The sequence below is a fragment of the Natronorubrum halobium genome, assembly GCF_051351675.1.
In the GTDB taxonomy this organism is placed as follows: domain Archaea; phylum Halobacteriota; class Halobacteria; order Halobacteriales; family Natrialbaceae; genus Natronorubrum.
Genome location: NZ_CP195595.1, coordinates 1,110,129 through 1,123,135, shown reverse-complemented (window position 1 = coordinate 1,123,135; position 13,007 = coordinate 1,110,129). Strand labels below are relative to the sequence as shown.

Annotated in this window: 15 protein-coding genes; 2 read left to right on the top strand and 13 right to left on the bottom strand. The window is 59.7% G+C overall.

The window, feature by feature from the left end; all coding sequences use genetic code 11:
- Window positions 1-173: 173 nt before the first annotated feature.
- From ACSFC7_RS05510 to ACSFC7_RS05500, 3 genes are all read right to left on the bottom strand, one after another.
- Window positions 174-2,513: a hypothetical protein gene (locus ACSFC7_RS05510; RefSeq protein WP_436346746.1), complete on the bottom strand. Its 2,340-nt coding sequence runs from the start codon at window positions 2,511-2,513 to the stop codon at window positions 174-176.
- 288 nt (window positions 2,514-2,801) lie between these two features.
- Window positions 2,802-4,598 (bottom strand): hypothetical protein, encoded by a 1,797-nt coding sequence (locus ACSFC7_RS05505; RefSeq protein ID WP_436346745.1) that lies wholly within the window; start codon window positions 4,596-4,598, stop codon window positions 2,802-2,804.
- Between the two features lie 473 nt (window positions 4,599-5,071).
- Entirely contained in the window at window positions 5,072-5,668 is a 597-nt protein-coding gene (locus ACSFC7_RS05500; protein ID WP_436346744.1) for a DUF7344 domain-containing protein, read from the bottom strand.
- Between the two features lie 799 nt (window positions 5,669-6,467).
- On the opposite strand from ACSFC7_RS05500, the gene ACSFC7_RS05495 reads away from it, so the two are divergent.
- The gene (locus ACSFC7_RS05495; RefSeq protein WP_436346743.1) at window positions 6,468-7,418 is read left to right on the top strand and encodes a transcription initiation factor IIB; all 951 of its coding nucleotides are present in this window, start codon (window positions 6,468-6,470) and stop codon (window positions 7,416-7,418) included.
- On the opposite strand, the gene ACSFC7_RS05490 is transcribed toward ACSFC7_RS05495, so the two are convergent.
- The 5 genes from ACSFC7_RS05490 to ACSFC7_RS05470 form a co-directional block, all read right to left on the bottom strand.
- On the bottom strand, window positions 7,419-7,607 hold the full coding sequence (locus ACSFC7_RS05490) for a hypothetical protein (RefSeq protein WP_436346742.1): 189 nt from the start codon (window positions 7,605-7,607) through the stop codon (window positions 7,419-7,421). It lies immediately after the preceding gene.
- Between the two features lie 304 nt (window positions 7,608-7,911).
- Window positions 7,912-8,928, bottom strand: coding sequence for a hypothetical protein (locus ACSFC7_RS05485; RefSeq protein WP_436346741.1), 1,017 nt, complete (start codon window positions 8,926-8,928; stop codon window positions 7,912-7,914).
- A gap of 174 nt (window positions 8,929-9,102) precedes the next feature.
- Window positions 9,103-9,399: a hypothetical protein gene (locus ACSFC7_RS05480; RefSeq protein WP_436346740.1), complete on the bottom strand. Its 297-nt coding sequence runs from the start codon at window positions 9,397-9,399 to the stop codon at window positions 9,103-9,105.
- Window positions 9,396-9,800: a hypothetical protein gene (locus ACSFC7_RS05475; protein WP_436346739.1), complete on the bottom strand. Its 405-nt coding sequence runs from the start codon at window positions 9,798-9,800 to the stop codon at window positions 9,396-9,398. Before ACSFC7_RS05475 ends, ACSFC7_RS05480 begins: the two co-directional genes overlap by 4 nt.
- Window positions 9,797-10,009 (bottom strand): hypothetical protein, encoded by a 213-nt coding sequence (locus tag ACSFC7_RS05470; protein ID WP_436346738.1) that lies wholly within the window; start codon window positions 10,007-10,009, stop codon window positions 9,797-9,799. The genes ACSFC7_RS05475 and ACSFC7_RS05470 overlap by 4 nt, the downstream gene beginning before the upstream one ends.
- A 210-nt stretch (window positions 10,010-10,219) precedes the next feature.
- On the opposite strand from ACSFC7_RS05470, the gene ACSFC7_RS05465 reads away from it, so the two are divergent.
- Complete coding sequence (locus tag ACSFC7_RS05465) at window positions 10,220-10,516, top strand: ArsR family transcriptional regulator (protein WP_436346737.1); 297 nt, start codon at window positions 10,220-10,222, stop codon at window positions 10,514-10,516.
- A gap of 359 nt (window positions 10,517-10,875) precedes the next feature.
- Here ACSFC7_RS05465 and ACSFC7_RS05460 read toward each other — a convergent pair whose 3' ends face one another.
- The 5 genes from ACSFC7_RS05460 to ACSFC7_RS05440 all read right to left on the bottom strand — a co-directional run bounded on the left by ACSFC7_RS05460 (window position 10,876) and on the right by ACSFC7_RS05440 (window position 12,979).
- Complete coding sequence (locus ACSFC7_RS05460; RefSeq protein WP_436346736.1) at window positions 10,876-11,208, bottom strand: HalOD1 output domain-containing protein; 333 nt, start codon at window positions 11,206-11,208, stop codon at window positions 10,876-10,878.
- Between the two features lie 92 nt (window positions 11,209-11,300).
- Window positions 11,301-11,516 (bottom strand): hypothetical protein, encoded by a 216-nt coding sequence (locus ACSFC7_RS05455; RefSeq protein ID WP_436346735.1) that lies wholly within the window; start codon window positions 11,514-11,516, stop codon window positions 11,301-11,303.
- Window positions 11,517-11,922: 406 nt separating this feature from the next.
- Complete coding sequence (locus tag ACSFC7_RS05450; protein ID WP_436346734.1) at window positions 11,923-12,177, bottom strand: hypothetical protein; 255 nt, start codon at window positions 12,175-12,177, stop codon at window positions 11,923-11,925.
- A gap of 85 nt (window positions 12,178-12,262) precedes the next feature.
- Window positions 12,263-12,466 carry a hypothetical protein gene (locus tag ACSFC7_RS05445; protein ID WP_436343762.1) on the bottom strand — a complete coding sequence of 68 codons (204 nt, stop codon included), beginning with the start codon at window positions 12,464-12,466 and terminating at the stop codon, window positions 12,263-12,265.
- Between the two features lie 105 nt (window positions 12,467-12,571).
- The gene (locus ACSFC7_RS05440; protein WP_436346733.1) at window positions 12,572-12,979 is read right to left on the bottom strand and encodes a hypothetical protein; all 408 of its coding nucleotides are present in this window, start codon (window positions 12,977-12,979) and stop codon (window positions 12,572-12,574) included.
- Window positions 12,980-13,007 lie beyond the last annotated feature (28 nt).

Below are 13,007 nucleotides of genomic sequence, written 5' to 3'. Positions count from 1 at the left end.
AACAGATGCTGGCACGCGAACTGCTCCGGTACTGGATGACGGTCGCCGGGAGCCAATAGGTACTTCGAGAGCCGTGAATAAAAGTCCTTCCTACCCGCACCCGCCGTGAGAATTAGTAAAAGACGCAAGCAACTCGGCTCGCTGCCGATCACCGAACTGAACCGGCGGCGAGATTACTGGCTTCGGACGTCGTACTCGACGTCGACGCTGGCGTCACCGGTCAGTCGGAAGTCGACGATGTCGCCGTCGAACCAGTACGCGTCGAGCGAGTCCTCGACGCTGCCGTTGACGGACGTCCCTTCGATAACGTCACTCTCGTCGACGGAGGCGTCACGGTAGTTGGACGCGATCACGTCACCGTCGATCTCGAAGTAGTAGGTCGTCTCGCCGTCCGCGTCCGTGCCGTCGATTACGATCGCGTGGGGCAGCAGTTCGCTCTCACCGATCTCGTCGGGATCGACGCGTTCCTCGTCGATGTAGACGTGGGCCGAGCCGTCGATGAAGGTGATGTCGCTGATCGCCCCGGAGAACCGGAAGCGCTGGACTTCGCTCTCGATCGATCCCTCGAGCGTGCTCTCGGAGATCGTCACCGATTCCGTGGCGTCGTCGCCCGGTATCCGGTCGATTTCGCCGTCGACGCTGACCTCGTAGCTCGCGGGCGATCCGTTACCGACGATCGTCAGTACGTGTGGCTTCTCCGCGCCGTAGTCGGCCGGGTCGACTCGCTCGTCGTTGACGGACACCCGCGCCGGACCGTCGACGGTGAGTTCCTCGAGTTCGCCGCCGAATCGGAAGGCGTCGCGCCAGCCGGCGACGGATCCCGTAACGGTTCCCGTATCGATACTGTCTCCGGCGTCGACGGTCGCGCCCTGTTCGTTGGATTTCTCGACCTCGCCCGAGACGCTAAACTCGTAGCGAGTGCCGCCGGACGTGCCGACACCGTCGACGAGAAGCAGATTCTCGAGGTCCGGTTCACCGGTGTAGTCGTCGGGATCGATCTCCTCGCCGTCGAGTTCGACCCTCGCGCTACCCTCGTGGAACCCGACTTCGAGCAGTTCGCCCGTGAACTGGAAGCCGTCGACGTGCTCGGGTGTCGTCACCCAGCCGACGGCGCTGGTGCCGTCGATCTCGTCGTGGTCCTGGAGGTCGCCGCGCTCCGGATTCCCTTCGATCTCGCCGCTCGTCTCGAAGTAGTACCTCGTCGGTTCGCCCTCTCCGATCACGGTGAGCGTGTGGTCGACACCGGATTCGTCCTCGTCATCCGTGTCGTCACCGTAGTCGGCGGGATCGATCTCCTCGCCGTTGACTTCGACTCTCGCGACGCCCTGCTGGAAACCGACGTCGACGAGGTCGCCGTCGAAGCGGAAGCCGTCGACTTGCTCGGGTGTCGTCACCCAGCCGACGGCGCTGGTGCCGTCGATCTCGTCGTGGTCCTGGAGGTCGCCGCGCTCGGGGTTTGCAGCGATCTCGCCGCTCGTCTCGAAGTAGTACCTCGCCGGTTCGCCCTCCCCGGTAACGGTGATCGTGTTCTCCGGCAGCTCCTCGGCGGGGGGACTCGAGTCGCCGTCAGTCCCCTCGTTCGAGTTTCCCCCCGCGGCCGCCTCCTCGGCGCTCTCGGGACAGCTCTCGGGGATAAAGTGTTCCGGATTCCTCGCGTCGCCGGTGCCGTCATCGGTTCGGAGGTTCGAAAGCGAGAGGTTCGGGTTCCCGTTCGTAACGAGACCCGCTCCCGCTCCGTTGGTAATGAAATGACAGTCTTCGAAAGTAGCGCTCCCGCCGAAGTTGCCCTCCCACACCCACGCGCTTCGAGCGGCCGTTCGACTCCCGCTCTTGTAGCTGACGCAGTTTCGCACGCTCGAGCCGTTGTCCGGGATCCGGAACGCGGTGTGGTGGCAGTCGTTGCCGTAGCAGTTCCGGAGGTGAATCTCTCCGCCGCTCCCGTTGGAGTTGGACCCGGGCGCGCTGCCGTAGATCCCGAGTGCCCCGGCGATCGAGAAGTTGACGTCGGTTACCTCGAGTCGGCCGCTGTGATCCGGGGAAACCCAGACGACACCGCCACGTTCGTTGGAGGAGGCGCGCGGGTCGCCTTCGCCGGCGTAGACGTTTTCGAGGGTCGACGTGTTCCCGCCGGTGTCGGCCAGCGAGAAGATGTAGTCGTGAGTGGAGTGGTGCCACGTTCCCGTAATGCCGATGTTACGGATCGTCCAGTTCGTTCCCGTGGCGACGATGTTGATTCTGTTTCCGTTCCCGAGGTCGATGAGTTTGTTTTCCCACGTCTCGCCGGACCCGATGCGAATCGTCTGTCCACGCGCGCTGATGGTTTCGTAATCGCTGCCCGCTGCGCTGACGAGGCCAGTACTGGCGCCCGCAGCGACCGCCGTCGCACTGGCCAGTTTGAGGTACGATCGTCGATCGATCGTGCCGCGCTCGAGCCGATTGGACGTGTTCTGATCGTTGATACTATCGCTCGTCTCGGGATCGCCAGGATCCCGTACCGGATGATCGCGTGCCATGCGATCGGAGAACGATACTATTGTACCATAAACTTTCTCGCTCAGTTATATGGAATATACACAGAAATTAATAGTAGTCTGAATATATCCGTGTTCTACTTAGATCGATTATTATCGTTTTATTGAATGTCAGGATAAGTCTCGTATCTTTTCTGCTGTCTTTAGGGGAGGTGTATCGGCAAACGGGCGCCTCGAACGAGGGAGGTCTTCGAGGACGCCGGTCGACGGTATCGCGTCGAAAAGGGAATCGGTCCGGGCGAACGGGGACTCACGCGGAACCGACGACCGTCAGCCGAATATCGTATTCTGTCGCGACTCGAGAACGCTCTGCGAGGAGTGAATGTCGTCGACGACGGACGTGATCGCGAAGACCCGGTAGATCGACGCTCGTTCGCGCTCGGAGTAGGAATCGAGGAACGTCTCCACGTCTTCGATCGAGAGGACGTCGTCGACCGCGTTACACTGATCGATCTGGTTTCGGATACAACCGATCGTATCGGAGTCGACCGTCGACCCCGTCTCGAGACCGTTAACCGACCGGATAATCGGCAACACGGTCTCGAACAGCCGCGGATGCCGGGACAGCAGGTCGTCGACGTGCGCGGCGAGCGCGTGACGAGTCGACGCGACGGGCGCCCGGTAGTCGGGGTGGACGTGCTCCGCCGCCGCCGGCGCGAGTTCCTCGAGGAACTCGCGATAGAGGCCGTACCGAGCCTTCTGATCGGCCGGGCAGTTCATCGCGTAGCGGAAGAAATCGATCGAGTAGAACGGGGTCGTGCTCCAGAAAAAGAGCCGGTTGCGGTCCTCGCCCTCGAAGAGGAAGTTGACGCCGCGTTCGTAGAGGAGGAAGTGGACGTACTTCGATTCGTGATCGCGTTCGGGGTACGCGCGAATTCGATCGCGAACGCTCCGTCGGATCTCCGTCTCCGAGAGCCCCGTCAGTTGCGCGACGTCCTCGAGGTCGAGGATGGAGTTCTCTTCGATAACGTAGTCCACGAGCTGGCGTTCGGACGCGATCGACCGCGTGGGTGTCAGATCGGGAAGCGCTTTGTCCCCGCCGTCGCCGGTCACGTACGTTATTCCCGAGCCGTGATCCGCCCGTAGCTTTCGGAAGAACTCGAGGATAAACGACGTTAGAAGCCCTATTTGTCCGTTTTTCGTCTTCACGAGCATATCCAGATCCTCGCCTTTCGGCGGCCCGATCTGGTAGAGCTCCCAGTCGATATCGAACGTCCGGGAGAGTTTCTCGGCGATATCCACGTCCGATGGGGGAACGTAGTTATCCGAGTCCATCGTCGCCGCTATCGCCGGCGTATCCGTGACGTGATAGCCCGCCAGGACCGACCGCGAATCGAGTCCGCCGCTCAAAGAGATGACGTCGCGGCTTCCGTATCCCGCTCTGTTCTCACACGCCGTTTCGAACCGGTCCGCGAGTTCGGCGGCGTTTTGGGTTCGACTCCGGTCCGCAGCCGTCTTCTGGTCGAAGTCGAACCGGTGTAGCGTGGTTCGCGTGATGACGCCATCGTCCGGATCGAACGTGAGACGCGTCCCCGGTCGTAATCGAGTGACGCGCCGCATGAGCGTTCGCTTCCCGAGCGAATAGCCGAACAGCAGACACTGCGCAACGCCGACGGGATCGAACTCCTGGGTCTCGAGGGCGTCGATGATGTATCGGAGTTCCCGCGAAAAGAGGAACGTTTCGTCGTCGTGATAGTAGTACATCGGAAGCCGTCCGAGCAGATCGTTGAGCAAGCCGATTCGGCCGCTCGTTTTGTCGTACGCGACGAGCAGGAACTCCCCGTCCGTCTCGAGCAACCAGTCGGTGAGATACTGGCTCGTCCCGTCGGCCGTGAGCACGTGTTCACCCGCCGTCAGGAGTTCCGACTCCAGCGACTGCTCCTCGATATCGTAGATGTGTCCCTCTAGATAGACCCACAGATCCTCGTTCTCGACGACTCGCGTCGGGTACTCGGAGTACGTCGTCGTCCCGGCGGCATACGTATCCGTCTCGAGAACCGTGTCCGCCTGGTACCGGTCGTCGTGAAGCAAGGGTTCGAGCGACTCGGAGAACGATTCAGCAGCCATCGAATGTGTTGTCCGACCGGAGATGCCGACCATAGAAGCACCGAAGAAATACAACTGTATTGTAATGTTGTAGTTTATGATCAGTAGCGTTCGAACGCAGCGACGGACGCTCGGATATCCGGTCATCACGACGGGGAGATCGTTCGGACGGAAGTCGCGTTTTCGTTCGACAGGGCAGTTCAAACGAGAAGTTCACTCACCAATGCGTTCGACGGCTAAAGCCCGTCTCACTCGTTCCGGGTCAGTTGTAGACGGTGGAACGAGAGATGCAGCGATAGTGACAGTATGACGAGCATTACTGTCGAATTGGTTATTTTTGGGAAGGAGACGACCGCTCGAGCCACCCAGCGCCGATTCGAGACGAGCGACGAGAGGATAGCAGGGTCCGTTTCGAGTGCACAGTCCGGTCGAAGCGTGTCGCTGCAGACGCGTTCGTTGCCGCCGAAAACGTCGACACCGGTCCGACAGAACGGTTACTCGATCCGAGAGAGCTTACCGTCGACGTTCCGCTCCAGTTGTCGGTTCGTCACGACGTGTGCGAGGGAGAGGAGGAAGAACGCGACGACGACGACGCCGGCGAGTCCGAGCGTCGGAATCGACGACAACGGCGGGAGACCGAGGAACGCACCGGTCACGAGTGCCGCGCCGACGACGCTGAGCGTCGCGTACCATCGATCCCATCGATCCTGCCGATGCGTATCCGTATCGAGATACATCATCAACAGATCGGCGTTGTCCGCGAGCGAGATCAGCCCCCGGTCCTGATCGTACTCGACGATCCCGGCATCGTCCATCTTCGGGAGATGCGTCTGGTAAAGGGCAACGTATACTCGCTTACGCTGATCCGAACTGAGCGCGCTGACCTCGGTATCGTTCTCCCAGGCGGCGATCTGCTCGGCGAGTTCACCGAGGGTGACCGTTTCGTCGGATTCGAGCAAGTACGCGAGTACTTCTCGCCGTCGGCGGTTTTTCAGGAGCTCGAAAATGACGTCTTTCGAGAGCCGTTGCTCCTCGTCTGAATCGGCGACCGACGCGATCTCGTCCGGAAGTGAGGTATCGATCGACGACATTAGTCACGACCTCCAGGCGCTGAACGACCGGTCCAGCCCAATCCGGTGGATGAGATACGTCTTCCATACTGTCGGGTCGACGGGAACCGCTGTCTGTTTGATCGGCAAATCGCAATCACGATTGACACACCAAGTTGTACACCAATACTGACACTCTTAAGGACGGCCACGTTTCGCACCGGCTGCAAAGCGGGTACGGATCGACTTCTTCGGGCCTCTGATACCACGCTGATGCGATACCGCGGCGATCAACCCGGGTAGGCGATGGACGCAAACGGTATCGATCGATTGTCTCGGAGTATTTTTCGCGTACGTACGGAAGAGGCGACGAAACGTGAATCGGAGTCGAGGGGTAAAGTTGCGACACGACACTGGTACGGAACGTTTGTTCGTACCGACATAAAGTCGAGCGACAGTTCGCAATAGAAACCCGAATTTACGTAATGAACGCGCGATTTACGACGGCGCCTCGTCGGAACAATAGCCAGGATTCATGTTCCACGTTCACAGTTAACATAGTAGGGCGAGCTCGATTCGGACCGTGCTTCGCCCACAGCTAACCGATGGGACACCGTCTCGATACGATTCGCCGACCATTTCGCTCGGGAACGGGACGCCGCGTCGACGTTCTTTCTTCTCTTCTCTCACCCGTCTCCGCAGCGCGGTATTCGCCGGTGGTACGGCGAAACCCACACGGACAGTCCATTCGACGTCATTCGGCGCTCGAGACAGTAAGTCGGCGTTTCTCGCGAAACCATGTGAACCCCTTACAGTGCCGGCACGGCTTTCTCCACTACTGATGACGCGGTCCATTATCGATCACACGGAGACAGAATCAGCGAAAACGGAGCCCGGGCTGTGTCCTGACTGCGAAACCGATACGATCGTCCACGACCCGGACCGCGGCGAGCGCGTCTGCGAGGAGTGTGGACTCGTCTTGACCGAAGATCCCATCGATTACGGGCCGGAGTGGCGAGCGTTCAACGCACAGGAACACGACGAACTCTCTCGAGTCGGGGCCCCGCTTACCCAGTCGATGCACGACCGCGGGCTGACGACGACGATCGACTGGCGCAACAAGGACGCCAACGGCCACTCGATGTCGGCCGACAAACACGGCCAGCTCCATCGACTCCGCGTCTGGCAGGAGCGAATCAGGACGAAAAACGCCGGCGAACGCAACCTCAAGTACGCCCTCTCGGAGATCGACCGCATGGTCAGCGCGCTGGGGGTCCCGAGACCCGTCAAGGAGACCGCGAGCGTCATCTACCGACAGGCGCTCGATCAGGATCTCATCCGCGGCCGCTCGATCGAAGGCGTCGCGACCAGCGCCCTCTACACGGCGTGTCGTAAGGAGGATATTCCGCGCAGCCTCGAGGAAGTAACCTCCGTTTCACGCGTCGACCAACGAGAGATTGGTCGGACCTACCGATACATCGCGGACGAACTCGACATTAACCTCGAGCCCACGAACCCGCGTCAGTTCGTGCCCCGCTTCTGCTCCGAACTCGACGTCGACAAGGACGTCGAGACGAAGGCCGTCGAGATCATCGACACGACGACCGAGCAGGGACTGCACTCCGGGAAGTCCCCGACCGGGTTCGCCGCGGCGGCGATCTACGCGGCCGGCCTGCTCTGCGACGAGACGATTCCGCAGCGAGCCGTCGCCGACACCGCACAGACGACCGTCGTCACCGTTCGGAACCGGTACCGAGAACAGCTCGAAGCGATCGATCAGCAGCCGGCCTGATTACATGATCGACCGCTCTTCGTCTCCCCGCCCGCTCGTATAGAGGTCCTGATCCGCCACCGCGTGCAGGTTCGCGTACGGAACGAACGCGATGAACTCGTCGTCCTCGTCGTAGAGTTCGATGCCGTTCTCGATCTGCTCGTATCGATCGCAGTCGATCTGCCCCTCGGGGAGGATTGCACGATACATACCGGAGGGGACGCTCGCCAGGCAGAAATAGCTGCGGTAGGGGACGGCCTGGCACGGCGAGCGAGCGGAAGGAAGAAGTGAACGGAAGCGGTCGCCGCCTCGAGACCGGTGGCCGCTGCCTTCGGGGTCCGCCCGTGGACAGCCGTCGTCTCCGGACGACCCCGTCTCGACGTCTCCACTGCAACCGCCGAGAACCGCTCGAGAGACGGACCCGCGGCTACCGCACCTATGCGAACACCCGCGCGTGGCCGCGTCGTGATTCGGTGGGAGAGTCTCGAGGGCGGTTCGGACCGCGCGGACGGTGCTATCCGTGGACGCCAGTTGTCTCCGGGTCCCTCGCCGGCTCCGCCGAGTCGGTCACGTCGTCCCCGCTCGTCGGCTCACTCGTCTCGTCCCGTCTCGTCTCGCCGGGGATCGAGGCGTCCGTCGGGAGGATCACCCGCCGTTCGGTGTACTCGAGCCCGTTCTTGCGTTCGGTCTTCCGGCGCACCGCGAGCCGGTTCTTCGAGAGGTCCAGGAGGGCGTCGATCGTTCGCGAGACCAGCTTCTTCGCGTAGCTCTCGCTGATTCCCGGCTCCTGCCGGCGAATCCAGTGTCTGAGGTCGCTCGCGGTGACGTACTCGTCGACGCCCTTGCAGCCGCGTTCCCACGGGTCGTCGCCGACGCTCGGATCGCTGCGGGCCCGCCAGAGTTTCGCGGCCAGTCTGGTTGGGAGCGCGTTCGCCGCCGAGCGGCGCCGCTGGTCGTCCATCCGCGCGAGTTGCTGGACCGGAAGTAGGTCGCCGTACGCGAGCGAGACGTCGCCGCCGCGGTCCAACGGGTCGGCGTGCTCCGGTAGCCGGTAGTAGGCCGCGCCGTCGTCCTTCTCGATCCGCTCGAGTCGGCCGTCCGGAACGGTGACCGCGTGCTCGTCGACGTGTTCCGTCCGGAGGTGAGCGCCCTTCTCGAGTTCGCGTGACTGGAGCGCCGCGATCCGCTCCTTGTTCGCGCCGGCTTTGTTCAGCGCCGCGTCGGTGGCGCCGTCGAGGCGTGCGATTTCGGTCTCGAGATGATCGGTTTCGGTTTCGAGCCGTTCGGTTTCGGTCGCAAGTCGCTCGGTGTCGGTCTCGAGATCCGTAGTGCGGTGTTCCAGCCGGTCGACGGTCTCCGCAAGTCGGTCGCGGTCCCGCTCGAGTTCCTCGATCCGGTCGTCCTTGCGCTCGAGGCGGTCCTCGAGGGTCTCGAGACGCTCGCGCAGTCGTTCGAACTCGCCGCGTCGGTCGGTCCGCGATGGCTGGTTGCGCGTCGATTCGTCCGTCTCGGCTGCTGTGGATGATGACATTGGGGTATCGGGTGCGGAAGGATGGTCGGATAACGATACGGGGGACGAGCGGCGGACCCGCCGGTAAGACGGCGTTGGGATGGTCCGTCGAGGGGCTAGAGGGGGTGCCACGGCGGTGGCGAGCCGCGCCCCAGGCGGCGTCCGCGCTGTCCCATCGGTGTGGACGGGGACGGGTCAGCGATCGTCACCGTCGGTCGGCGGCTCGTCCGCGCGATCTCGGAGCGCGATCAGCAGCGGGTTGAGCTGGGCGCGGATCTCCCGCAGGCGACGTCTGGTCCGGGCTCGCGTCTCGTCGTCGAACGCCTCCGTATCGGGAATCGACTCGAGAAGCCGCGCGACGTGCGCGTCGAGTTCCTCGAGGTGGTCGATGAACCGCGCCGCGGTCATCACCTCGGGGACGGGAGGGGAGTCAGCGCGACGGGACGGATCGGCGCGACGGGACGGCTCGGACCCACCAGAATCGTCGGTCACGGCTCGGCCCCCGCGTCACGTTCGCGGTCGGCCTCGAGGCGCGGATCGTCCGCCGCGTCGACGAGCAACAGGCCGGGTCGGTCGTCGATCACCGCGAGATCGTAGACGCGGACCGAATCGCCAGGCTCGAGCCCGAGTTCGTCCACGGCGACCTGGCCGACGGCGACTCGAGCGGCGTCGTGACGATCGCACAGCGCGTACTCGGCGAACGGGGTCGTCGACTCGGCCGCGGGGACGAGTGCGACGCCGTCCTCGTGTTCGAGGGCGTGGACTCGAGACCGGTCGTTCCAGTCCCGGTCGCCGAGGACGGCGGTCGAGAGCGCGACCGTCCGGCCGGTGCTGACGGCGTGCGTGCCGAGGTAGCCCCGGCCCGTGGGGACGACGTACTTCGAGTCGGTCATCGGTGGGTTCCTCCGCGGGACTCGAGGATGGCGTCCTCGCCGGCGACGAAGCGCGCGTCGCGGTTGAGAAATGCGAGTGCGATGGCTTCGTCGTCCGGGTTGATCGCAGGGTGGTTGTGTTCGTCGTGGTCACTACCTACGTGGTTGTCATCCGATGCATCTGGCTCGTGAACCCTACAGTTATGGGTTCGGAGGCTATCTTGTCGCATGGCTTCTAGAATCCCTAGAGGGGATCGGAAGCCGCGTCCGACGTGCTCCAACACGTTGGGCACTTCTCGATGAGTCCCCGGTGGACTGGCTTCCATACAGCTCATCACAGGTTGGTGTTAAATAATTTACTCACTATCTCTGAGTTGTGGAGATATATTTATGATTCGAAGATAGAAAATACTGAGTGTTTCTCACACATCGGAGGGCATATGAGCACAGTCAGAGATACCGAGAACGTGGTTCGACAACCTGCGGAGTGGATGCAGCCCGTCGACGACCGGATCCTCGAAATCCTCCGCGAACACGGGAATCTTACCCCAGCAGCGGTCGAGGAGTTCGGTGGTCCCTCCAGTAGCCACGCCAGCCGCAGGTGTAAGCAACTGGCTCGATACGGATTGCTCGAGCAGATCGTCACCGGTCTCTATACGATCACCGCCGAGGGCGAAGCGTATCTCGACGAAGAGTTCGACGCCAGCGAACTCGAGGCGACGGGTAGCGATTCGTAACTGGAGTGAGAATTACGTAACCAATCTACGACTCGAAAGCGGACCTGTGAACACTAATTCAATTTTCCAATGCCGGTTCGTCTGGTGTTAGAGCGACTCTGGCGGGAAAATGGCTGGAGAAATTCTGATGAGAATGATAACGAAAATCGAGGGATATGAACACAGAAAATCCGCGTTCGTGTTCATATACAGTTGATCAAACGATTCCACGTGTGATCCCCAGGAGTTGCATTAATCCTGTCTTTTACGATGTTCTATTCAGATGAAAATCAATTGAACACCACGGTAAGTCCACATGCTTATTGATCACCGGTTATTCTATCAGCTACGGATAGGGCCAGTGATACAGCGACATCAATTTACTCGAAAATTGGCGATGGAGTGTCTGGCCCAGTTGGATCACAAACACGTATTTGACCATCGTCTCGAACAAAAACATTCCATCCGTCAGCGGTGAAAGCAAGGACTTGTTCTCCTGAGTGGGGAGCATTCGAGTGGTGCTCAAACAACTCGTTGAGCGCCTCCGTATCGATCGTCTCGTACAATGGCGCAAGATCTCCTGGCTTAGTATCTGTCACCACTGCAATTGCTCTAATGACAGCGACAGCAGGGGACGTGTCGCTATCGCTATCATAGTGGTGAACTCCTACCGGCGTACAATCGCACTGTAGCGATAGTTGGTCCTGATTCATTGGCGATCCTACCCTAGTAGTGAACTTCAGTTTAGGGGGGGCAAGATAACTAAAAAGAACAACTTCGTCTGTACTGATCACTGCCGCTTATTTCAGCCGCTTTCGTCGGGATTCCACTCGCACGCATCGCCTGTGGTAAGTTCGTTCTCGTCGATATACACTGAGAGACAGGCATAGTTACAGAAGTACAGGGGTGACCCACAGTCGTCATTACAATCGCGGACACAGATGGGATCGTGGTCGAAGATACGCGACTCACAGTACGTACACGTTTCCCCTGCGTCAGGTGTTGTAACGGCCGTAGACATACCTGTGCTAAGGGATTTGTCACAGAAAACGTTTCGTAGGGGCGATGAGTAACTCCCCCTGTACTGAGCGATGTGTGCTTGGCCTGTACTTATCGTTGTGAGTTTCGACCCTCACCCACGGAGAGTTTCGACAGAGCTGATCGGATCTACTGCTTCAGAAGACGTCGGTGGTGGGCCGACATCGGAGCTCCCCATCCGCTGGTGGTGGGTCAACCGGACGGGCCGATCAGAGATCGGGCGTCGGTGGCTATTACGTTGGAACGATCTCGACCGGTGACGGTGGGTTACGAATGTCTCATGTCGGACGGAACCTGTCGGCAACGACAGTACTCCTCACCCCCGTCAGATGGATTATTCGAGCACGGGTGATTAAGCCTATTGGCCGTCAGGGGGTCTTTTGGCGGTGTTATACATTCTCCGCCTCGAGTTGCTCCTCGAGGTTGGCAATCCGGCACTCCTGAGCAAGTAGAATCGAGATGAGATGTGTGGTCACCGGATCGGGGTGGTTTTGGATCCCCCCAGCGTCAGCGAAGTTCCGCGCTTGGTCGAACAGTCGTTCGAAGTGATCTTGATATTCAAGACGGAGTGCTCTGTGGTAGGGTGACCACTCGTTTTCGAATTCACGGAGTGTGTCGCGGTAGGTGGGGTTTGTCTTGCCCATATGATATAGGGCGAGCAGTAATCAGATAAGCAGCGGAGAGCGGTTTCCGGAATTCCGATACGCTCTCACTCAGTGGTCGAGATCGCTACTCGTCAGCAATAAGAATCTCGTCGGTGTCTTCATCCTCTTCCTCCTGCTCGCACTGTTGAATTGCTTCACTGACTTCCTCCTGAGTCGCCTCGTCCATTCCCATCCCCTGTACAACCAGTATTCTCGAGATAGAGCATAAAGCAGTACTACCGTATTCTGAGTGGGAAAATACCCCGTCTGGAGTTCCGTCGTTGTACACACGGATATTCGTATCTCGTGTGCATATTCGAGGAACCGGATTTGCCGATATCCAATCCCAGGGGGGGAGAGTACGAATAGATGCTGTTGATGATCTCCCATTAGTTCATAAGAACAGATAGATAAACGTCATAACCATCGAGAAAAATATTGTTAGACAGAAAAGGGCGCTGGACAGGATTTTATAGCCGGTACTGACATAATCTGAGTCTGCACCCTCACGTAGTAGTTCAAATATAGGAATTCCCATTCCTGAGACAAACATCATAATCCCCCAGATCCCGGCGGACAAATCACTATTTATTCCAGATGATATTATATTTACAGCCACAAATAGAACAGCGAAGAGGGAAATATACGTGAGGAAGATAAAATAGTGCGTAGAAAGAGGTATTGAGTGGTCTGCTTCATCACTCACATTCGAAATATAGTACCTAACACCACCTAACCAAAGTGGAAGAACAATAACTACGACTTGTAATACAATCAGTGCAACCTCTACCTCTTGGTCCATTTTCGACCATATTTGATATCATACCCAT

Bases quoted from the DNA above. Each gene is read 5' to 3' on its own strand.
- ACSFC7_RS05510 (WP_436346746.1), bottom strand. From the start codon at position 2,513: ATGGCACGCGATCATCCGGTACGGGATCCTGGCGATCCCGAGACGAGC.
- ACSFC7_RS05505 (WP_436346745.1), bottom strand. From the start codon at position 4,598: ATGGCTGCTGAATCGTTCTCCGAGTCGCTCGAACCCTTGCTTCACGAC.
- ACSFC7_RS05500 (WP_436346744.1), bottom strand. From the start codon at position 5,668: ATGTCGTCGATCGATACCTCACTTCCGGACGAGATCGCGTCGGTCGCC.
- ACSFC7_RS05495 (WP_436346743.1), top strand. From the start codon at position 6,468: ATGACGCGGTCCATTATCGATCACACGGAGACAGAATCAGCGAAAACG.
- ACSFC7_RS05490 (WP_436346742.1), bottom strand. From the start codon at position 7,607: ATGTATCGTGCAATCCTCCCCGAGGGGCAGATCGACTGCGATCGATAC.
- ACSFC7_RS05485 (WP_436346741.1), bottom strand. From the start codon at position 8,928: ATGTCATCATCCACAGCAGCCGAGACGGACGAATCGACGCGCAACCAG.
- ACSFC7_RS05475 (WP_436346739.1), bottom strand. From the start codon at position 9,800: ATGACCGACTCGAAGTACGTCGTCCCCACGGGCCGGGGCTACCTCGGC.
- ACSFC7_RS05470 (WP_436346738.1), bottom strand. From the start codon at position 10,009: ATGCGACAAGATAGCCTCCGAACCCATAACTGTAGGGTTCACGAGCCA.
- ACSFC7_RS05465 (WP_436346737.1), top strand. From the start codon at position 10,220: ATGAGCACAGTCAGAGATACCGAGAACGTGGTTCGACAACCTGCGGAG.
- ACSFC7_RS05460 (WP_436346736.1), bottom strand. From the start codon at position 11,208: ATGAATCAGGACCAACTATCGCTACAGTGCGATTGTACGCCGGTAGGA.
- ACSFC7_RS05455 (WP_436346735.1), bottom strand. From the start codon at position 11,516: ATGTCTACGGCCGTTACAACACCTGACGCAGGGGAAACGTGTACGTAC.
- ACSFC7_RS05450 (WP_436346734.1), bottom strand. From the start codon at position 12,177: ATGGGCAAGACAAACCCCACCTACCGCGACACACTCCGTGAATTCGAA.
- ACSFC7_RS05440 (WP_436346733.1), bottom strand. From the start codon at position 12,979: ATGGACCAAGAGGTAGAGGTTGCACTGATTGTATTACAAGTCGTAGTT.